The organism is Flavobacterium geliluteum (genome assembly GCF_017948595.1).
In the GTDB taxonomy this organism is placed as follows: Bacteria; Bacteroidota; Bacteroidia; order Flavobacteriales; family Flavobacteriaceae; genus Flavobacterium; species Flavobacterium flavipigmentatum.
The window spans coordinates 46128-66721 of sequence record NZ_JAGFBV010000021.1 but is presented as its reverse complement, the minus strand read 5'-3'; the positions used below and the strand labels follow the sequence as shown (position 1 = coordinate 66721).

General features: G+C 34.8%; 18 protein-coding genes. 6 read left to right on the top strand and 12 right to left on the bottom strand.

What is annotated here, in order from left to right; all coding sequences use genetic code 11:
• The first annotated feature begins 189 nt into the window (after nucleotides 1-189).
• The 3 genes from J3495_RS13295 to J3495_RS13285 all read left to right on the top strand — a co-directional run bounded on the left by J3495_RS13295 (nucleotide 190) and on the right by J3495_RS13285 (nucleotide 6117).
• Nucleotides 190-1470 (top strand): acetyl-CoA C-acetyltransferase, encoded by a 1281-nt coding sequence (locus tag J3495_RS13295; protein WP_210667034.1) that lies wholly within the window; start codon nucleotides 190-192, stop codon nucleotides 1468-1470.
• 126 nt (nucleotides 1471-1596) lie between these two features.
• Complete coding sequence (locus J3495_RS13290) at nucleotides 1597-4518, top strand: PQQ-dependent sugar dehydrogenase (protein WP_210667033.1); 2922 nt, start codon at nucleotides 1597-1599, stop codon at nucleotides 4516-4518.
• Nucleotides 4519-4764: 246 nt separating this feature from the next.
• Nucleotides 4765-6117, top strand: a complete 1353-nt coding sequence (locus J3495_RS13285; protein ID WP_210667032.1) for a GH1 family beta-glucosidase — start codon at nucleotides 4765-4767, stop codon at nucleotides 6115-6117.
• A 36-nt stretch (nucleotides 6118-6153) separates the two neighbouring features.
• Here the strand turns inward: J3495_RS13285 and J3495_RS13280 are convergent, their stop codons facing one another.
• Complete coding sequence (locus tag J3495_RS13280) at nucleotides 6154-6690, bottom strand: hypothetical protein (RefSeq protein ID WP_210667031.1); 537 nt, start codon at nucleotides 6688-6690, stop codon at nucleotides 6154-6156.
• A gap of 187 nt (nucleotides 6691-6877) precedes the next feature.
• Nucleotides 6878-7369, bottom strand: coding sequence for a TlpA family protein disulfide reductase (locus J3495_RS13275; protein WP_210667030.1), 492 nt, complete (start codon nucleotides 7367-7369; stop codon nucleotides 6878-6880).
• A gap of 206 nt (nucleotides 7370-7575) precedes the next feature.
• On the opposite strand from J3495_RS13275, the gene J3495_RS13270 reads away from it, so the two are divergent.
• Nucleotides 7576-7878 (top strand): ArsR/SmtB family transcription factor, encoded by a 303-nt coding sequence (locus J3495_RS13270; RefSeq protein WP_210667029.1) that lies wholly within the window; start codon nucleotides 7576-7578, stop codon nucleotides 7876-7878.
• Between the two features lie 6 nt (nucleotides 7879-7884).
• The gene (locus J3495_RS13265; RefSeq protein WP_210667028.1) at nucleotides 7885-8988 is read left to right on the top strand and encodes an NADH:flavin oxidoreductase; all 1104 of its coding nucleotides are present in this window, start codon (nucleotides 7885-7887) and stop codon (nucleotides 8986-8988) included.
• A 67-nt stretch (nucleotides 8989-9055) separates the two neighbouring features.
• On the opposite strand, the gene J3495_RS13260 is transcribed toward J3495_RS13265, so the two are convergent.
• The 8 genes from J3495_RS13260 to J3495_RS13225 all read right to left on the bottom strand — a co-directional run bounded on the left by J3495_RS13260 (nucleotide 9056) and on the right by J3495_RS13225 (nucleotide 18101).
• Nucleotides 9056-9637: a chemotaxis protein CheB gene (locus tag J3495_RS13260; RefSeq protein ID WP_210667027.1), complete on the bottom strand. Its 582-nt coding sequence runs from the start codon at nucleotides 9635-9637 to the stop codon at nucleotides 9056-9058.
• Entirely contained in the window at nucleotides 9619-10428 is an 810-nt protein-coding gene (locus tag J3495_RS13255; protein ID WP_210667026.1) for a CheR family methyltransferase, read from the bottom strand. The genes J3495_RS13260 and J3495_RS13255 overlap by 19 nt, the downstream gene beginning before the upstream one ends.
• A 5-nt stretch (nucleotides 10429-10433) precedes the next feature.
• Entirely contained in the window at nucleotides 10434-10799 is a 366-nt protein-coding gene (locus tag J3495_RS13250) for a response regulator (protein ID WP_210667025.1), read from the bottom strand.
• Nucleotides 10800-10813: 14 nt separating this feature from the next.
• Nucleotides 10814-14383 carry a response regulator gene (locus J3495_RS13245; RefSeq protein WP_210667024.1) on the bottom strand — a complete coding sequence of 1190 codons (3570 nt, stop codon included), beginning with the start codon at nucleotides 14381-14383 and terminating at the stop codon, nucleotides 10814-10816.
• A gap of 14 nt (nucleotides 14384-14397) precedes the next feature.
• Nucleotides 14398-15618: a hybrid sensor histidine kinase/response regulator gene (locus J3495_RS13240; RefSeq protein ID WP_210667023.1), complete on the bottom strand. Its 1221-nt coding sequence runs from the start codon at nucleotides 15616-15618 to the stop codon at nucleotides 14398-14400.
• 386 nt (nucleotides 15619-16004) lie between these two features.
• Nucleotides 16005-16838 (bottom strand): hypothetical protein, encoded by an 834-nt coding sequence (locus tag J3495_RS13235; protein ID WP_210667022.1) that lies wholly within the window; start codon nucleotides 16836-16838, stop codon nucleotides 16005-16007.
• 280 nt (nucleotides 16839-17118) lie between these two features.
• Complete coding sequence (locus tag J3495_RS13230; protein ID WP_210667021.1) at nucleotides 17119-17460, bottom strand: hypothetical protein; 342 nt, start codon at nucleotides 17458-17460, stop codon at nucleotides 17119-17121.
• A gap of 68 nt (nucleotides 17461-17528) precedes the next feature.
• Entirely contained in the window at nucleotides 17529-18101 is a 573-nt protein-coding gene (locus J3495_RS13225; RefSeq protein WP_210667020.1) for a YciE/YciF ferroxidase family protein, read from the bottom strand.
• Nucleotides 18102-18293: 192 nt separating this feature from the next.
• Between J3495_RS13225 and J3495_RS13220 the strand changes: the two genes are divergently transcribed.
• Nucleotides 18294-18782 carry a hypothetical protein gene (locus J3495_RS13220; RefSeq protein WP_210667019.1) on the top strand — a complete coding sequence of 163 codons (489 nt, stop codon included), beginning with the start codon at nucleotides 18294-18296 and terminating at the stop codon, nucleotides 18780-18782.
• A 77-nt stretch (nucleotides 18783-18859) separates the two neighbouring features.
• Here J3495_RS13220 and J3495_RS13215 read toward each other — a convergent pair whose 3' ends face one another.
• Both J3495_RS13215 and J3495_RS13210 read right to left on the bottom strand, forming a co-directional pair.
• Complete coding sequence (locus J3495_RS13215) at nucleotides 18860-19507, bottom strand: DUF5661 family protein (protein ID WP_210667018.1); 648 nt, start codon at nucleotides 19505-19507, stop codon at nucleotides 18860-18862.
• Between the two features lie 520 nt (nucleotides 19508-20027).
• Nucleotides 20028-20579: a hypothetical protein gene (locus J3495_RS13210; RefSeq protein ID WP_210667017.1), complete on the bottom strand. Its 552-nt coding sequence runs from the start codon at nucleotides 20577-20579 to the stop codon at nucleotides 20028-20030.
• Nucleotides 20580-20594: the final 15 nt, after the last annotated feature.

Here is a 20594-nt window from a genome sequence, read left to right as displayed (position 1 = left end):
GATAAAAAACAATCTGCAATTTTATGGATAAAAACTTCAAACTCGTTTATGCCAATGTTACTTAATGATAATTTTTATGCTTGAATTTGTAAAATAATCGGTTTCTTCTGCTCGATTATTCTTTTTACAAATAACTGTGCTTATCTTTATCATTATTTTTTATCTATTTGAAACATAATTCCGAAAGCTATGAATACTCCAAATACCGTTAGAAAAGTCGCCATTGTTGGCTATAACAGAATTCCTTTTGCGAGAGCAAATACTGCTTACGCAGAAGTGGGCAACCAGCAAATGATGACCGCCGCACTTGATGGATTGATTGAAAAATACAATTTGGAAGGAAAATTATTGGGTGAGGTTGTTGGTGGTGCCGTAATCAAACATACCGCAGACAGTAATCTAATGAGGGAATGTGTGATGCAAACGGCTCTTGATCCCGCAACTCCTGCCTGCGATTTGCAACAGGCTTGCGATACGGGTATAGAAAGTGCTATTTATATCGCAAATAAAATTGCTCTCGGACAGATTGATTGCGGTATTGCCGGCGGCGTTGATTCTATTAGTGATATGCCGATTTCGGTAAGCGAAAATTTAAGAAAAATATTGTTGAATGCCCGAAAAGCAAAATCATTTGGAGAAAAAATTAAATGGTTTTTAAAGCTCCGTTTGAAAGATCTGACACCATTAGTTCCCCGGAATGAAGAATCGCAAACCGGACTTTCGATGGGCGGCCATACCGAAATTACGGCAAAACATTATAAAATATCCCGAGAAGACCAGGATAATCTGGCACTAAAAAGTCATTTGAATATGGCAAAGGCATACGATGAAGGTTTTTTTGATGATATGATTACTCCTTTTCAGGGACTTGATAAAGATAATAACTTGAGAAAAGACAGCAGTATTGAAAAATTGGCCAAATTAAATCCTGCCTTCGATAAAAAAAACGGAACATTAACCGCAGGAAATTCTACACCACTTACAGATGGTGCTTCATGCGTACTTTTGGCAAGCGAAGAATGGGCAAAAACACATGACCTACCTATCTTGGCGTATATAACTTTTGCCGAAGTTGCAGCAATTGAATATGTAAAAAACCAGCAAAATCTTTTATTAGCGCCTTTATTTGCCGCCAGCAGAATGCTTGAAAAAGCAGGACTCAACTTGCAGGATTTTGATTATTATGAAATTCATGAAGCTTTTGCAGCGCAGGTTTTGGCTACCTTAAAAATATGGGAAAGTCCGGAACTTAGTGCACAAATAGGTTTACCAAAACCTCTGGGAGCCATTGACAGAAACAAATTGAATGTAAAAGGAAGCAGTCTCGCAGCAGCGCATCCCTTTGCGGCAACTGGCGGAAGAATTATTGGTGTAATGGCTAAATTATTAAACCAAAAAGGTTCAGGAAGAGGATTTATTTCTATTTGTGCCGCGGGAGGTCAGGGAATCACTATGATCGTGGAGAAATAGCTGTAAACAACTCTTAAACAAATATTTAAATTAGGAAGAAAACCATACAAATTAGTTTTTTTATTATAACAATTAGGAAGAAAAAGATTAGATTTGATTTCCCAAATTTTAATTTTCTAAATAATTATGAAAAAAAATCTACTTCCAAAAACCGACATAAGGAAGCTGTTTAGCTTTGTTATGTTTACTTATTTTTTAATGATATCCTGGCAGGCCAATTGCCAATATATCACAGAGAATCTGGCTCCTACAGCTGTTATTAGAGAAGGTCTGTCACTAGAACAATCCTCAGACGGTCGAATTTTTATAGCAGAAAGAGCCGGTATTGTAAAAGTTTTTCAAAACAGTACCGTTTCGACCGTTTTTACAGTCACAACCGTTACAGATAACGAGCAAGGTTTACTCGGACTTACATTGCACCCAAATTTTGCAACAAACGGTTTTATATATCTATTTTATGCCATCAATGACGGAGCCATAATACGACATCGGATAGAAAGAGTGCAAATTGACAATGCTAATCAGGTTGTCAGCAGGCAGGAAATTTTATTATTAGAACCTATCGGTGGAGGTTTTCACAATGGTGGCGATTTAAAATTCTTTAATGGTTTTCTGTATGTGACCGTTGGCGATAGCCAGCAAAATACCAATTCTCAGGATCTGGATACTTATAAAGGAAAAATTCTCCGAATTACTGAAGACGGTCTGCCAGCTCCCGGAAATCCATTCTACGGAAGTGGTTCTGTACAAAGACAAAGCATCTGGGTTTATGGTTTTAGAAATCCTTGGAGACTGGTTCCTAATGTAACGGCCAATAAATTATTTGTTTTGGATGTTGGAACTTCATGGGAAGAAATAAACGAAATCAGTAATCCGACCATTCGCAATTATGGCTGGGGACATCCACAAGGCGGCGATGGAAATCAAACCGAAACTAATTTGTTTACCAACCCCATCTTCACTTATGCTACGGGAAGTATCGGAAATGCTCTGACCAATGGATTACTGTATAATCCGACCACACCCCGATACCCTAATCTGCAGGGAAAATTTATTATCAAAGATTTCGTTCGTAATGCCATTAGATCTTTTGATCCGACAATTACTGATCCGGTTTCAACCGAATTTTACACCGCACCACATCAACAAGCACTTGGAATGATGTTAGGAAATGATGGTTATATCTATTATTGTGCGTACGGAAACAATGGTGCCCTTATAAAACTCGATTATATTGAAACTGCAGCTCCTACAATTGTAAATCATCCTCTGTCACAAAGTATAATGGAAACCTATCCGGTTACTTTTAATGTAACAGCTAGTGGTATCGGACAAACGTATCAATGGCAATTTAATAATGTAAATATAAACGGAGCAACAGACGCAAGTTACACTATTCCGAATGTGACCACAGCAGACGCCGGAGCTTATCGTGTTGTCGTTACTAACACAGCAGGGTCTGTAACAAGTAATCCGGCGACACTTACAATAACTCCTTTTAGCAATGCTCCAACGGTCAATTTAGTTTCTCCTTTATCAACCTTAAAATGGAATGCAGACGATATCATTCATTTTGAAGCTACGGCGACCGATACTGAAGACGGAATATTGCCTGCAAGTGCTTTTTCATGGAGTATGGATCTTTTTCACGAAGATGTTCCCGGAGCTGGACATTCGCATCCAGGTGCAAGTCCGCAAGGTGTAAAATCAGGAGATTTTATCGCTTCTAATCAAGGTGAAAAAACACCTAACGTTTGGTATCGATTTACGATAAAAGTAACAGACAGTAACGGATTAACGGCTACAAAATTTGTAGATATCAGACCAAATCTGGTTGATGTTACCACTACAAGTTCACCCGCTTTACTCAATTTAGAATTCAACCAAAAACCTGTCGTGGCACCAGCAACAAAACAGGTCGTAGCCAATGCAACGCTGCAAACACTTAATGCACCTACGCCACAATATGTAAGCAATATCAGATATGATTTTGACCATTGGAGTCAGGGTGGTGCTGTCAATCAAACTTTTCAGGCACCAGCCAGTGGTACAATAACATATACTGCATTTTACACAGCAACTACACTTCAATCTGCGCCTTATCAGGGAACAATTGCCCAAATTCCGGGCATCATCGAAGCTGAGAATTATGATATAGGTCCGGCTGCTTATTTTGATAGTAATGGCGGAGGCGATACTGCTTACAGAGCTGGTGATGGCGTTGGAACAGAAGCTTGTAATGAAGGTGGTTTTAATATTTCTTATGTTGCCAGAAACGAATGGCTTAAATACACTGCAAAAGTTAATACAACAGGAAATTATACTATTAATTTAAGAATTTCGACTCCATATAATACCCGAAAAGTACATCTTGAAGTAGATGGCATCGATGTAACTGGAACTGTAAACGTTCAAAATACCGGAGGTTTTCAAGCATGGCAAAATACGGCAATTACGAACGTTTCTTTAACTGAAGGTGTTCATGTTATCACTTTATTTTTTGATGAAGCAGATATTAACGTCAATAAAATGGAATTTACACTTTCAGGAAGTAATACGGCTCCAATTGCTGATTTTGAAGTAAATACACAGATGGGATGTATTAATACACCGGTTACTTTTACATCTGTTTCATTAGGAACCGTAGATACTTATTTGTGGAACTTTGGTGACAGTGCTCAACCTGCTACAGCAACTGGAGTTGGACCGCACACTATTCTATATGGAACCGAAGGAGACAAGGAAGTTTCGCTAACCGTTACCAATGCAAACGGCAGTAATACAAAAGACATTTCTTATATGGTACATAATTGTAATCTTGGTGTTGAGATTCCATCTGAAGCATCAAACGCCATAAAAGTATTTCCAAATCCTTCAAAAGGAACATTTCATCTTTCAAAAGAACTTGAATGGACGGTATATTCTCCTTTGGGAATTAAAATAAAGCAAGGTTCCGGAAATATAATTAATATTGCCGATCATGCTTCCGGAATCTATTTCGTAAAAACGAAGGAAAGCAATAAAGCCCTGCCAATTATAAAACAATAACTTTCAATTAAAAAAAAAGCCTCTAAAGTTTCAGTATTTTAGAGGTTTTTTTAAAATTTAGCCACCAAAGTTAACTATCTGATAACATTTACGTTACGTTATATTTAAGAAGATTTCATTAATTTGATTAAAATTAAACATTATGAAATTCTTTCACTTCAATTTTTTAGTTTCATTTAAAGAATGGCTTTTTCTAAGAGCTATGCAATCTACTTTTCTACATTAAAAACTGGAAAGTACTATTAAATGAATAAATTCGAGAACTCACAATTAAGCAAAGAACAATTTGGAGAAGATTTTCTTTGGGGAGTTTCTACAGCAGCATTTCAAATAGAAGGTGCACATGATGTCGATGGCAAAGGTGCTTCTATCTGGGATGTTTTTACTTCCCAAAAGGGTAAAATAAAAAATGGTCATCATGCCATAAATGCCTGCGATTTCTACAACTTTTACAAAAATGATATTCAGTTAGTACGCGATTTAAACATTCCAAACTTTAGGTTTTCCATTAGCTGGTCGCGAATCATGCCAACTGGTGTCGCTCCTATCAATCAGGCGGGAATTGACTATTATAACAACATTATCGATTTTTTGCTTGAATGTAATATAACCCCTTGGATCACGATCTATCATTGGGATTTACCTCATGCTCTGGAACTTAAAGGCGGATGGACGAATCGGGAATGTGTTAAATGGTTTTCTGATTATACCGCTGTCTGCGCACAATATTTTGGGGATAGAGTAACCAACTGGATGGTCATCAACGAGCCATCGGTTTTTACAGGAGCCGGATATTTTCTTGGTATTCATGCACCCGGCAAAAAAGGTATTACCAATTACCTGAAAGCCATGCATCACGTAACGTTATCTACAACCGCGGGTGCCAAAATACTTAGAAACACATTGCCGAATGCCACAATTGGTACTACTTTTTCGTGTACATACATTGAGCCCGAAACCGAAAAGCAAAAAGATATTGAAGCCGCAAAACGCGTCGATACTTTACTTAACAGAACTTTTATAGAACCTATTTTAGGACTTGGATATCCACAAAGTGATTTGCCCGTACTCAAGAAACTCAAAAATTATATTTTGGACGATGATCTCGAAAAAATGGCTTTTGAATTTGATTTTATAGGTCTTCAATGTTACACCAGAGAAATTGTAAAACACTCCTTATTAACGCCTTATATTGGAGCTGAATTGGTGAGTGCCGAAAAAAGAAATGTTACCGCTACCCAGATGGGATGGGAAGTGTACCCGCCTGCTCTGTATCATATTATCAAAAGATTTAATGACTATAAAAGCATTAAAAAGATTATCATTACCGAAAATGGGGCCGCTTTTCCTGACAAAGTAACCAATGGAAAGGTATTCGATATCAGACGAACACATTTTATACAGGATAATTTAGAACAGTTGCTCAAGGCCAAAAAAGAAGGTTACCAGGTTGACGGTTATTTTGTTTGGAGTCTTACCGATAATTTTGAATGGGCCGAAGGTTACAATGCCAGATTTGGACTCGTTCATATTGATTTTGAAACACAGCAACGTACCATAAAACAATCTGGTTTGTGGTTTCGTGACTTTTTAGCATAAAACAAAAAAACCTCTGAATTTCAGAGGTTTTTACTGTTACTTTTTGCTTTTCTTTTTCAAAAGTTTTCGCAATTTTTTCATTGCTTTCTTTTTTATTTTAGCATTTTTCTCTTTTATTTTCAGCTTTTTCTTCTTCTTTTTATCCTTTGCTTTTTCTTTCTGTTTTTCCTTCTGAGCCTTCTTTTTTTGAGCCTTAACTTTCTTTTTTTGCTTTTTAGACTTCTTTTTAGCTTTACCTTTCGATAGTGCTTCTTTCTCCTCTTTTCCAGCTAGTTTGTCTTTCTTTTCTTTCTTTGTTTTTTTCTCATCTGCAACAAAATCTTCGACTATTTCTAAAGACTCTGAAGAAGAAAACTCTGAATTTTCAGATGTAATTTCTTCTGAAACTATAAGAGGTATTTTTCTAACCGTTCTTTTTATAGGCTTTGCGTTTTCATTTATCGAATCCGGTTGTTTTTCAACACTTTCAGAAGCAATTGCATCTGAAGCAATTACCGTATTTTCATCTGAATGTACTTCCTCGTTGACTACAGCTTCCTGTGTTGGATTTGGAACTATTTTTTTTCTTATCATGATCCTAATTTTATAATAAAACTTTATTTTAATTATTTAAAAATCAATAATATGATTAATTAATAGTTAATTAATCATTGATTTACTGTTATCAAAGATAAGAATTTAAAAAGATTCTCCAATGTTAAGCTTTTTTTCAAACCACTTGGTAAAGGAATTCCAGAAGCAATCGATATTGTAACGGATATTATTGCCCAAGCTGACTTTTAACAAAATCATTTAATGCAGCACCATGAATATTTTTTGCCAGAATAACTCCATTTTTATCAATTAAGAAATTAAGCGGCAGCGCCTGAATCATATAACTGGAAACCACGGGCGAGCTCCAATACTTTAAATCTGAAACTTGTGTCCACGGAATCTTTAATTTTGCAACAGTTCCCGTCCATGCACTCTTTTTTGAATCTAAAGAAACGCCGTAAATAGCAAGTTTTTCGGGATAAGTATTGTAGAGCTTTAATAATTCTGGCTGTTCTTTGATACAAGGCCCGCACCAGGAAGCCCAAAAATCAATAAGAACCAATCCTCCACGTAAAGAAGATAATGCAACATTGTTTCCTTGAGCATCTGGAAGGTCAATTTCAGGAGCGATATCACCCACATCAACTCCTACATTTTGCGCCTGAACATTTGTAAAAACACAAATTAAAAATCCTAAAATTAAGATTACTTTTTTCATAATTAAAATACGTTAGTTTAGATAAATTGGGGCCAAATCAATTTTTTAATCACACAAATATAAAAACTTATTGATGATAATATTGTATTCTATTTAAAGTCTCTTGCTAATTTTTAAGAATTAAGAGCACTACTGCCCTGTCTTAAAATTTTGCTAAATAAAATAGTTTAAATTGGTATATCGGGAAAAGTCGATATATTTGCATCATGGAACATATAGAAATATTTAAGGCCTTGTCTAACAAATCCAGATTACAAATGCTGGAATGGCTCAAAGAACCCGAAATCAACTTTCCGGAACAACTCCAGCATGCAGGATTTGAACATGGAGTTTGCGTAGGACAAATACAAGCCAAAGCAGGCCTTACCCAATCGACAGTTTCTGAATATTTGTCGATTTTGCAACGCGCCGGATTTATAGAATCTACACGCGTTGGACAATGGACATACTACAAACGCAACGAAAGTGCCTTTGAAGCACTCAGTAAATTAATTCAATCTAATTTGTAAATTATTATGAGTACAACTAACTTGTTTACACCTTTTAACTTAAAAACATTACATCTAAAAAATAGAATCCTAATGGCCCCCATGACACGTTCTTTTTCTCCAAATGGCGTTCCGACTGATCAGGTAGCCGAATACTATCAAAAAAGAGCAGAAGGTCAAGTAGGCCTGATTTTATCGGAAGGAACGGTAATCGATCGACCATCTTCTTCAAATGATGCAAATGTTCCTCATTTTTATGGAGAAGAATCCCTAAAAGGATGGAAAAAGGTAATTGATAAAGTTCACACCGCCGGAGCACAAATGGGGCCACAAATATGGCACATGGGAATTATGGACAATCACCATTCGGGATGGGTTCCTCCAGTTCCTTTTGAAGGACCATCGGGTCTAAATCGTCCTGATTTTAATAATGGCAACACTATGTCTGAAAAAGATATTGAAGCTACTATAATTGCCTTCGGAAAAGCCGCTGCTGACGCTAAAAGACTTGGTTTTGACACTATAGAAATTCACGGTGCTCACGGCTATTTAATTGACCAATTTTTTAGATCTGAAACCAATTTGCGTACCGATATTTATGGTGGAAAAACATTGCCGGAACGCAATCGTTTTGCTGTTGAGGTTGTAAAAGAAATTAGGAAACAAGTGGGTAATGACTTTGCCGTTATCATGCGCTTTTCGCAGTTTAAACCTTCTGATTACAATTATAAGCTAGCCAAAAATCCGCAAGAATTAGAAGCTTGGCTAACTCCCCTTGTTGATGCAGGTGTTGATATTTTGCATTGTTCACAACGTCGTTTTTGGGAGCCTGAGTTTGAGGATTCTGATCTTAATTTTGCTGGATGGGCCAAAAAAGTGACCGGGGCTCCTACTATCACAGTAGGTTCTGTCGGGCTTTCATCTGATTTCTTTGGCGCTTTTGCTGGAGAAAGTTCTGAACCTACTTCTTTAGACGAATTAAACAGACGTTTCGATAGAGGCGATTTTGATTTGGTAGCCGTAGGAAGACCTCTTTTGTCTGATCCAAATTGGGCAGCTAAAATAAAAGCTGGTAAAACTGAAGATTTAGTTGGTTTTAGCAAAGAAGCTTTGGGAGAATTAGTACTATAACTACGCTTCGTCAATATATTATTTTCAAAACCTCTATTTTATTGTTTTAAAATAGAGGTTTTTGCTTTTATTTATCAAGTAAAATAATAAAATCTAATAGTTGCTGTACGTTTAAAACGTAATCTGGTATGGTGTTGGCGATTGCATTATTGGGCATAAAAGGCATTTCGGCCGATTTAGGATCCTGAATTACAATTGTTCCTCCTGCCTCCTGAATTGCTTTAATCCCAGCCGTACCATCAGTGTTAGAACCAGATAATAGAATTCCGACCAAGTCAGTTTGATATACCTCTGATGCCGATTCAAAAGAAACATCAATACTAGGTCGACTATAATTTATTTTTTCGGAAGTATCGAGGGCAAGTATACCGTTTTTTTCAAACAATAAATGATAATTTGAAGGAGCAATATAAAGAAATCCTGCTCGTAAAGGCACTTTATCTTCTACAGAAAAAACGGGTATTTTTGACTTTAATTTTATTAAATTTTCTAATGCTGTATCGTCGGTACTTTTTCTATGAAGGACAATTACAATCGCAAACGAACGTATAGGAGGTAATTGAGGTAATATCTGTAATAAAGCCTGTAAGCTCCCTGCAGAACCGCCAATTATTACTACTTTGCATTTTTTTACTTTACTTTCCTCCATATTTTTTCCTGCCCTAACTGTTTGTACTTGGTCTGAGATATAGAATATTTTATGGTTTCTTTTGTCCCCAAAGCCAAAAAGCCTAAAATAGACAAACTTTCATCAAATAAATTAATAACTCTTTTTTGCAAATCAGTATCAAAATAGATGAGAACATTTCGGCATAAAATCATATCAAATTCATTAAAAGAATTATCTGAAACTAAATTATGCTGAGAAAAAACCATTTTTGATGCTAATTCTGCATTAAATTTAGCAATACCATAATTGGCTATATAATAATTTGAAAAATCTTCCTGACCGCCCGCATCACGGTAATTTTCTGAGTATTCTTTCATCATTCGCAACGGAAAAATACCTTTTTTTGCAGATTCTATAACCGTGGCATTTACATCTGTAGCGTATAATAATGATTTGTGCAGCAATCCGGCCTCTTTTAAGATTATTGCCATAGAATATACCTCTTCGCCGGTAGAACAGCCTGCATGCCAAAGGCGAATGAAAGGTTTTGTCGCTAATATAGGTAAAATCTCTTTTCTTACCACAGCATAAAAAGAAGGATCACGAAACATCTCCGTCACATTGACTGTTATTTCGTCTATCATACTTCTGTAATATTCTGGATCAGAACGAACTTTGGACAGAAACTCATAGAAACTTTCAAATTCACCCAACTGATAAACCCGATTTACACGCCTTTTTAAGGAGGCCTTAGAATAACTTCCAAAGTCAAAACCATAATATTCGTAAATATCATTAATTAGGGTTTCTAACTCAATGTCTTCTATCATTTGTTTTAAATTTTGGATAATGCCAGAAGCAATTTATCAACATCGATAGGCTTTGAAACATAATCGTCTGCTCCTGCATCAAGACATTTTTCTTTATCTCCAGTCATGGCCTGAGCCGTCACCGCAATTACTAATACCTTTTCTCGCAAAGGAATTTTTTTAATTAATGGAATAGCATCATAACCATCCATTTCGGGCATCATCATATCGATCAAAATGGCATCAATATGCTCATCATTTTCTAATAATTTTAATGCATCTTCGGCACTCAAGCAAGACAAACAATCAAAAGATTTTGCACGTAATGTATTTACAAGAGCAAAAATATTTCTCGAATCATCGTCAATAATTAAGATTCGTTTTTTATTCATATCTGAATGCTTTATTAATTTTTATCATACAACCAAACTCGCAATAATGATAATAACTGGTCAATATCTACCGGTTTAGTAATATAATCTGAAGCGCCGGCTTTTATACATTTTTCTCTATCGCCCGTCATTGCTTTTGCCGTTACCGCAATCAACGGCAAATTGATGAATTTTGGATTCATTCTGATCTTTTCGGCAGTTTCATAACCATCCATGTTTGGCATCATCATGTCTAGCAAAACAATATCGGTATCGGGGTTTTCTTCTAATATTTTTATAGCTTCGTTTCCGTCAAATGCTGTAATAACATTCATTTTAAAAGCTTCAAGCGATTTGGTCAGCGAATAAATATTTCGAACATCATCATCTACAATCAAGACCTTTTTTTCATGCAGGACATTATTCAACAAATGAAGTTTTTTATAACTTTCTTTGGCACTGTCTGTCACTTTCTTCTCTTCTACCAAATGCAGGAAAAGTGATACTTCATCGAGCATTCTTTGGTACGAATGAGCCGTTTTTACGATAATAGAATCAGCGTATTTCTTGATTTTTATTTCTTCCTTTATAGAAAGACTTTTACCCGTAAATACAATTACAGGAAGATTCTCTAATCCCGGATTTTTCTTGACACCATCCAAAATCTGATAGGCATGTTTATCCGGAATTCCCATATCCAGAATAACACAATCCACATCATTTTTATTTAAAGACACCAAACCATCGGCTACTTCACTTTTAATTTCTGAGTTGATATTGTATGTTTCTAAAAAATATGATAATGCTTTTGCGTGTTTCGGATTGTCCTCTATAATCAAAACCTTTTGCGATTCTTTGCTAATAATATGTTCTATTCGCATGAAAACCTCTGGAATTTTATCAAAAGCGACTGGTTTGTCTAAGAAATCTACAGCGCCTTTTAACAAACTTTCCTGCTTGAGTTTGTGAGAAGACATAATATGCACGGGAATATGTTTCGTTTGCATATTATTTTTAAATTCATCCAAAACTTCCCAACCACTTTTTATCGGAAGTTCAATATCCAATAAAACACCCACGGGTTTGTAAAGAAGTGCAAAATTTAAGGCATAATCACCTCTTACCGAGACCACCCCTTTATATCCTTTTTTACGGCTAAAAGCCAATAATGACTTTGCAAAGTTAATATCATCTTCTACGATTAAAATTACTTTATCACCGGGCAAAATAGTATCGCGATCGTCCTCTATTTCTTCAGGAACTAAACTTGCAATGTATTTGTTTTTTAATTTTTTTAGCTCTTCAAATTCTGTGTCGGTAATTTCTATCGGTGGTATTTTGTCTACTACGACTTTTTTAAGCGCTGAACCAAAAACAGGTAAACATAAAGTAAAACTGCTTCCTTTTCCTTCGTCGCTGTGTAAAATTATTTCGCCTCTCAGCAATTTGGCCAATTCTCTACTAATAGACAACCCGAGACCTGTTCCTCCGTATTTACGTTTGGTAGAGCCATCTGCCTGCTGAAAAGCTTCAAAAATAAGCGGTTGTTTGTCTAAAGGGATTCCGATTCCTGTATCTTTTACTATAAAACAAATGATCTGATCGTCATCATCGTTTATTTTTATTTCTAAACTTACCGAACCTTTGTCTGTAAATTTTATAGCATTCGAAATTAAATTTTTCAAAATTTGCTCCAGACGCATTTTATCTGTTTTAATGACAACTGGCGCTTCTTTTAAAATAATTTCGAAACCAATATTTTTTTCTTTGGCAACCTGAGTAAATAAATTAGATAAACTATCTGTTATTTCTTTGGTAGTAACATCTAAAAACTCAAGCTCCATCTTCCCTGCTTCGATTTTTGATAAATCCAAAATCTCATCAATCAAAGCCAGTAAGCTATTTCCGGAACTCTGAATCACCTTGGCAAACTCAATTTCCTCCTCATTCATGCCTTTACTGTTATTTTCAGATAACAATCTGCTAAGCAACAAAATCGAGTTTAAAGGCGTTCTTAATTCGTGAGACATATTGGCCAAAAACTCTGATTTGTAACGAGTTGTAACCTCCAAAGCTTCTGATTTCTTTTGAATTTCTGTGTTTTTTTCTTCTAATAAAACACTACGCTCAGAAAGTTCTTTGTTGGTCTGTTCTAATTCTTCTTGTTGCACTCGAAGTTCTTCTTCAGACGCCTGCAATTTTTCGGTCTGTACTTCCAACTCAGAATTTATGGCTTCTAATTCGCTATGCTGAATGCGCAATTCTTCAGATTGTGATTTGGTTTCTTCTAATAATTCCAGAACACGCTTTCTGTTTTGTGTCGATTTTATCGCAATTCCGATATTATTCGAAATAATTCTCAAAAACTCCAAATGAAGTTCTGTAAAGCCATAAATACTAACCAATTCCAGTGCTCCTTCTACCCTATTGTCGAGCAAAGGAACTGCTACAACATGCGTGGGTTTTATCTCGCCCAAAGCATAATTGATCGGAATATTATCGGGAGACAATTCTTTTAGTTCTAACACTTTTCCTGAAATAATGGATTGCCCTAACAAACCTTCTCCTTTTTGAATGCGCTCTCTGTTTTTGGTAGGAATGTAACAATATCCAGCTGTTGCCACAAGCTCATCGCCTTCTAAAACATACAAAACTCCTGCACTGCTATTCGTATAACTGCACAAAAACTCAATGATATCTTTAGATAATTTATTCATTAATTTATCTCCCAACATCACATTATTAAGCTTTGCGATACCAGTCTGCATCCACTCTTTTTCTGATAATAAAGTAAAAGATTTTTTTAGAGAAATACCCATATTATTGAGCGATTCTCCCACATTTCCTAACGCATCAGATTTAGTATCGTCTATGCGAATGTCATAATTACCATTAGAAATATTGGTTGCTATGGCACTTATCGCCTCAATTCTTTGGGCTGTTTCTTTATTTTTTATTTCGAGTTCGTGTTGCAAAAAAGCACGTTGATTAAAATCTCTTAAAATCCTGATTATAAAAATAATAGAAATAAAAAAAGCAACAAAAAAGGCTACTACAATGAGTACAAAACTATAATTACCATAGCGTTCAGAATTTTCATTTCGCTCTTTTAAAAGTACTTGTTCTGTGTTTTCAATACGTCTAAAATAATTTTTTAACTCTTCAATCATTCTTTTTCCTTCTGCAAGGTCAAAATCTGTGACTTTTTTATTAAGTTGTTTTTTTACAATTTGATTGTTTAAATATTTAAAAAAATTAAGGCGTAAGGGTTTTAAATCTTCCAGTGTTTTTTGCTGCAAAACATTATCAATTGTCAGCTCATCGAGTTTGTCAAAATAGATGTTTGATTCTTTTTCTGCCTCATTGTATTTGGTCAAAAATTGCTCTTCACCAGTAATTAAATAACCTCGCATATAGGATTGTGCTTCTGTAATGATCGAGGCACCTTCATTTAAATTATAAATAACACTTTGAGTATGATTTACCAAACTATTACTATTTAGTAAACTTCTGATACTCAAAAATGAAGCAGTAGAACTAATCGTCAAAATAAGCAATGAACCCATTGTGCTTATTAATAAATTTCTTTTAAAATTACTTTTCATAGACAGTAAATCAATTATTTATTATCATATTTTAAAGGAAGCACCATAATAAAGCTCGCTCCTTTGCCTACTTGACTTTTGGCGGTTATGAGTCCGTTGTGTTTTTCCATTATTTTTTTGGCAATTGCCAAACCTATCCCGGTTCCTTCGTAAGTTTGTCGGTCGTTGAGACTTTGAAAAATAATAAAAATTCGGTCTAAATAGATTTCGTCAAAACCAATTCCGTTATCCGAAACTATTATTCTGCAATATTCACCGTCGGGAGAAATTTCTGCATCAAATTCTTTGGTCTTTATCAGCTCTGAAGTGATTTTGATAATAGGAACCTCTTCATTTCTGGAAAATTTAAGCGCATTACCAATCAAGTTTTGAAAAACCTGTCGCAATTGACTCGGAATACTGTCTATTATAGGAAGCGCACCCGTTTTTATGATCGCTTTTTTTCGCTCTATCAGATAATCAAAATCAGAGAGTACTTCTTGTAAAACTTCATTAAGATCGGTTTTCTCGGGCTGAACCTTGGATGACAATCTAGAATAAGCAAGCAAATCGGTAATAAGAGTTTGCATTCTCTCTGCCGATTTTATGGTTCTGTCTACATAATCGATAGCTTTTTTATCATCAATCAAATATAATTCTTTTATAATTTTGATGAAAATTTGAATCTTCCTCACGGGTTCATTCAAATCATGCGAAACTACCCATGCAAACTGCTGTAATTCATGATTTTTCAATTCTAATTCTTCGTTTTTTAAAACCAGTTCTTTGGTTCTTTCGATGATTTTTATTTCGAGATTATCCTGAGCTTCTTTCCGAATTTTTATTTCCTTCGAAAGCAAATCTTTCATCACTTTCAACTCGTTTTTTTGCTCATAAAGTTTCAGGAATGTCTTTACTTTTAGAATAAGCAAATCAATATCAACCGGTTTTGTTACATAATCAACTGCCCCAGTTTCATATCCTTTAAAGATATATTTTTTTTCGATATTAATCGCTGACAAAAAAATGACCGGAATATCTTTTGTTCTTTTATTTCCTGAGAGAATTTTTACTACTTCAAAACCATCCAGTCCAGGCATCTGAACGTCCATTATGATGAGGAAATAATTGGTCTTCAGAATTTTCTTCAAAGCCTCTTCACCAGATTCTGCAGTATCTACATTAATCTCATGCAGCTCTAAAGTTTTTTTTAAGGCAATTATGTTGGCCCGAATATCATCTACAATTAATACCATTTTTTAGGTTAAAACGTTATGAATTAAATTATTTTAAAATAAAATTCGGTTCAATAAAAGTAATTTTGCTTCGGAACATTAAATTCGCTTACAAAATAGTGTGTAAGGCGCCAAATTTATAAAAAAAAAGTTAAGGATTGTTTTATTAGACTTTAAAAAAGTTACATAATTCCCACATTATACTTAAAAAAACATCTAATATCCTTCACTTTTTTTAAACATCTTTTATTTTTTTTTAATTATTTCTTTAAAAGAAAATATCTGATTTTAAACCCCAAACTTCTGATTTATAAAATAATCGAATGTAAAACTCATCCATTTTAAAACAAAAAAAACAGCTTTGCAGAGCTGTTTTTTCTAAAATTGAATAATATCGGAGGCTTTTTTTAGCTAGCTAATTTCTGGCTGTATAGTTTATGGATAGAAAACAATTGTTTTTCTTTAAAAATACGAGGAAAATAATTTTTGCTGACCAATCTCGAGGAAGAAATTGCTTCCTGTAGATTAAAGTGCGATAATTTCTTTATTTCGGTAATTTGTCGGGTAGCAAGGTTCATGATAGGATCAAGCACTTTTAGATAATTATAACTATGTTGCGCTATCTCCATTTCGATAATGCTTTTTAAAATCTGCTTTTTCTTAAGCAAACCTCTGGCTATTCTTTTTTCAGAGACTGTTTTAAGTTCTTTCATTTTCATGCTGATTTTTGCGTTTTCAGCACCTAAATAAATGTAATTACCGGACTCGTTGGTAAACATTTTTTTTAGTTGTGAAATAAATACTGAATTTTCATTCTTCTCACAAATAGTAGGCACTACGATAAGTGAAAACTGAACTCTTTTATGACTTTCAAAATGCAAAACACTATTGATAGAAGCTGTGTTGCTCAAAATCCCGGATTGTTGTCTTTTAATGCTTTTTTTATCCCCGCTAACACCAAAACTGTGTGTTAAACTGCCTTCTTCGCAATACGCAAAAAACACAGGAGCGGTCTGAATTGACTCTATACTAAGCGTAACATCATTATAAAAAACAATGTCAAAATGCATAAACGAAATTTCTTTGTCAAAACTCACACCACTGATGTTGCCTTGCGCAAATTTGGTTTTTATGGCCAAATTATGTTCGTTGTTGTTAGCCGTTAACTCGCCATCAAAACTTTCTTTAAGATCGGTAAAGATAGCATTGAATCCGCCTGTATTTAAGTATAGATTTTTCATGTTGATATGATTTAAACAAAGCGGTGCATAACTGTTTACATACACATACACGGCTTTGATTTTGATTCATTATTTGATTATTCAAATTTCATACTTATTGCTAATCAATTCGTTATACAATTATCAGGATATCTTTCAAAATTAATAGGAAACTACTTTTTGTTTTTTCTATATAAAAAAACAGCTGCCTCAGAATCGTTCCGAAAACAGCTGCTTCCAACCAAATTGAAATTTATTATAATCATTTATGATGATAGTTATGATAGTCTAATTTGATGTATTATGTAAGTTCATCAATATCGACATTCTTAGAATAATTTTCTTCGGGAATATCTTTAAAAAACTCTGCCTCTTCCAGATCAGCCATTGGGCCATATCCTATTAAATGTGTACCTCGTTTCTGATCCTTAGTGTTTATTACATACAAAATAGACATATCATCAGGATCGCTCATGCCTTCGTAACGATGATGGGCTACAATAAAAATTTCGTCAGGCTGATAAGCATATTTGGTTTCAGAATCGACCAGGCATCCTTTATCAAACAAAAAATTGGTGGTATATCCTTCATTTTGATATTTCTCTATATAATTGACTTCGTGTTTTGAATATTCTTTTTTCATGATTATAAGGGTAAGAAAGTTATAAAAATGCACAACCGTAAGATTGTACTTTTTAAGGTTTTAGAAAATTAATTTTCCTCTGCAGCTTCAAGATTTACGACATTCACAGCCACTTCTGTAAGTTTTTTGTCTGCGTCTTTTTCTTCGTCTAAAGTATGCTGCAACAATGTTGCAACTTCTAATAAGTTTAAAGTTTCGGCAAATTGTCTCAACGTTCCGTATGTGGCAATTTCGTAATGCTCTATTTTCTGACTCGCCGCTATAATGCCTGCATCACGCACAACCCCTATCTCCGTCTCTTCCATAATACCTTTTCCTTCTTCGATCAGTCCTGCCATGGCATCACATTTTTTAGCAACCGCTTTTTTTTCTATCAGACCAAAAATAGTTTCCAGGCGTGTTACCTGATCTTCGGTTTCGGTTAAGTGATTATTAAGTGCATCAATCAACTCGGGAGATGTAGCATTTTTTGCCATCAACGGAATTGCTTTTGTCAGTGCTTTTTCTGCCCAATAAATATCTTTCAATCCGTCTTCAAACAATTCTGTAAGTCCAGATGCAGCATCTGCTTTTGGTTTTGTATAAACGCTTTTTTTAGCGTCTTTTTTTGGAGCGCTTTTTTGTTTGCTTTTCGTTTCCATAATGACTATTTTTTTTACATTAATATTTGATAAAAGTAGTCGGATTACTACGGCTCTTGTTATATCATTAAGTTCTTATTTTACATCCTAAACAGCTGTTAATTATAGAATTGACAATTAAAATTCTATAATACAACCCCTCCTGTTCTTGACTAGATTTGTAAAACACAAAACAATTAAAAACAAATTATCATGCAAACTACAACACAAAAAAACAGCATCTTAAGAGAGAATAGAGAAACTGGAAACACCCAGCCGACTCATAAAAACATCTGGCCGGAAAAAGCCAGCTATGATAACGAGAAGGCAAAACATACTCCTACTCCTCAAAGCAATACAGAAGCTGCCGAGCTTGGTTATACGGTACGTAACAGTTACGATCCTAAACAGACTGATCCGGGCAAGGAGCAAATTACCAATGACGAAGACGATATGGAAGATTTGGACGATGATTTTCATACCGATCAGGATTTGCAATATGACGAAATAGACGAAGAGGATTTGGAAGAAGAAAATGATGAACTGGATAATCCCAGCGATATTCTTGAGGATGATTTTGATGAAACAGAAGATTTAGAAGACCTTGATCAAGACGACGAAGACGAAATGGAAGATGACGAAATGGAAGAAGATGATGCTATAGAAGAAAAAATTCCTGACAACGATCCCCGAAAATTCTAAAAGTTGTTTTACAACTTCTCCTCAACAAAAAAACCGTTAGCTGTCTAACGGTTTTTTTGGGTTTTATATCACAATGTTTAGTCGCCAATAATGGTCAAAGTAGGTATATCGTCCATTCGTTCTAAACGGTCATCAAGACCTGATCTGGCTTCTTTCAGCTCTTCTTCGGCTTCCATAAGTTGCTTGTACCACTTTTCTTTTTCAGATGTTGTGGCTTCTATTTTGCGCATGATTTCGTAGATTTCCCCTTCGGCTTCCATCACTTTCAGGCGCTGATAATAGGTTAATGTCTCGGTCATGTGAGCCAATGCGATCATGGCTGTCAAAAAAGGATGATTGTTGGTTACATTAACATCTTTAATTTTTCCGTGTTCGAGTTCTACTTTTAGGGCAAAAGCAAATTCCCTCATATTAAAAGGTTCATGTTTGCTGTTTGGATTCAGATATGCTTTTATCGACTCGACATTATTCATTGTAGACAAATCAACATCTGTCGACACATTTTCGTTCAAATCGCTCAGGATCACATTGCCTATTGCACGTGCCTCAGCACTTGTCGGATCGTTTTCAGGAGTATCAAAATCACGTACAGACCAATCCCAATTTTCGGGATGTACCGGTTTAATGTATTTTTCGCAAAAATCTGTCACGTCTTTCTTTAAGCTAACCATTTCATTGTCTCTTTTTATATAGACGTCTTGATAAGTACCACTTTTTGTTCCCATAATTGTATTTTTTTAATGATTTAGAGCCTCTTTATTTAATGGTTTTCTATCAATGCTAACAAAAGAAAACAGACTTCAGGAATAACATTCCTGATCATGGCAAGGCAACAGCTATATTGGCACCACAACCCTGCTCAATAAGGTGTTTACAACAGCTACTTATTAAGTGTCAGGTGTACCAAAATAGGGTATGTCTTTTGCAAAAAAGTGCAATGATTTTGCCTTTATTTTCTTTAGATCGATCTTTACTGTAAACGTACAGGTTGGTATAGCGCATTACGCTTTTATATCCTTTTTTGGATGCCCCAGATTGGGCAGAACAAAAGGATAATCTGCCGTAGATAGAAAACTACAGGTCAAAATTCGTTTAAAACCAATCTTTTTGAGTTATATAATTATCGCTTTAATTTTCATAATTAACTATATGTTAACATTTTGAATTTAGACATAAAAAAATCCTATCTCAAAGAAAATAGGATTTTAAAACTCTTTTTTTTATGCTTACAAGAACATTTGTCGATCATTCGGGAGAAATACACGAAACTATCTTTCCGTCTTTTGTTGCTCCTATGTAGCCGTGTCCTTTTAAATAATAAAAATTAAAATGGCCATAACTCACATGAGCCTCAATTACCAATAAATTTTTATACTCGCAATAGGGCGTTCGCAATTCTCCTTTATAAGAAAGAATTTTAAAATGATCTTTTCCGTTGGCTGCTTTCCAGATATGTCCTTCCGGAAAACTATTATCGTACCGAACAGTCTCTTTTTTCATATCCTCATCATACTGCAAAACGACCCCATTTTCTTCTCTGTAATACAATAGATTAGATTTTCCGTTATTCCATTCCTGCTTAAGTTGAGTGTATGTTATACCATTGATTATTTTTACTTCTTCCTTTGTTTCTTTATAAAAATCAGTATACCAAAAAACCTTTTTATTAAAATTAATCAATGACACAGGAAAGTAAGGCCCCTCTTTTGTCTCCTCGCAAAATTTCTGTCCTTCACTTATTTGAGAAAAAGCAGGACAAGCGGCAATCATTAAAAAAAACAACACTAATTTCTTCATTATACTACTTAAAAA

Coding starts and splice junctions, on each gene's coding strand:
- J3495_RS13295 (WP_210667034.1), top strand. CDS start 190: ATGAATACTCCAAATACCGTTAGAAAAGTCGCCATTGTTGGCTATAAC.
- J3495_RS13290 (WP_210667033.1), top strand. CDS start 1,597: ATGAAAAAAAATCTACTTCCAAAAACCGACATAAGGAAGCTGTTTAGC.
- J3495_RS13285 (WP_210667032.1), top strand. CDS start 4,765: ATGAATAAATTCGAGAACTCACAATTAAGCAAAGAACAATTTGGAGAA.
- J3495_RS13280 (WP_210667031.1), bottom strand. CDS start 6,690: ATGATAAGAAAAAAAATAGTTCCAAATCCAACACAGGAAGCTGTAGTC.
- J3495_RS13275 (WP_210667030.1), bottom strand. CDS start 7,369: ATGAAAAAAGTAATCTTAATTTTAGGATTTTTAATTTGTGTTTTTACA.
- J3495_RS13270 (WP_210667029.1), top strand. CDS start 7,576: ATGGAACATATAGAAATATTTAAGGCCTTGTCTAACAAATCCAGATTA.
- J3495_RS13265 (WP_210667028.1), top strand. CDS start 7,885: ATGAGTACAACTAACTTGTTTACACCTTTTAACTTAAAAACATTACAT.
- J3495_RS13260 (WP_210667027.1), bottom strand. CDS start 9,637: ATGGAGGAAAGTAAAGTAAAAAAATGCAAAGTAGTAATAATTGGCGGT.
- J3495_RS13255 (WP_210667026.1), bottom strand. CDS start 10,428: ATGATAGAAGACATTGAGTTAGAAACCCTAATTAATGATATTTACGAA.
- J3495_RS13250 (WP_210667025.1), bottom strand. CDS start 10,799: ATGAATAAAAAACGAATCTTAATTATTGACGATGATTCGAGAAATATT.
- J3495_RS13245 (WP_210667024.1), bottom strand. CDS start 14,383: ATGAAAAGTAATTTTAAAAGAAATTTATTAATAAGCACAATGGGTTCA.
- J3495_RS13240 (WP_210667023.1), bottom strand. CDS start 15,618: ATGGTATTAATTGTAGATGATATTCGGGCCAACATAATTGCCTTAAAA.
- J3495_RS13235 (WP_210667022.1), bottom strand. CDS start 16,838: ATGAAAAATCTATACTTAAATACAGGCGGATTCAATGCTATCTTTACC.
- J3495_RS13230 (WP_210667021.1), bottom strand. CDS start 17,460: ATGAAAAAAGAATATTCAAAACACGAAGTCAATTATATAGAGAAATAT.
- J3495_RS13225 (WP_210667020.1), bottom strand. CDS start 18,101: ATGGAAACGAAAAGCAAACAAAAAAGCGCTCCAAAAAAAGACGCTAAA.
- J3495_RS13220 (WP_210667019.1), top strand. CDS start 18,294: ATGCAAACTACAACACAAAAAAACAGCATCTTAAGAGAGAATAGAGAA.
- J3495_RS13215 (WP_210667018.1), bottom strand. CDS start 19,507: ATGGGAACAAAAAGTGGTACTTATCAAGACGTCTATATAAAAAGAGAC.
- J3495_RS13210 (WP_210667017.1), bottom strand. CDS start 20,579: ATGAAGAAATTAGTGTTGTTTTTTTTAATGATTGCCGCTTGTCCTGCT.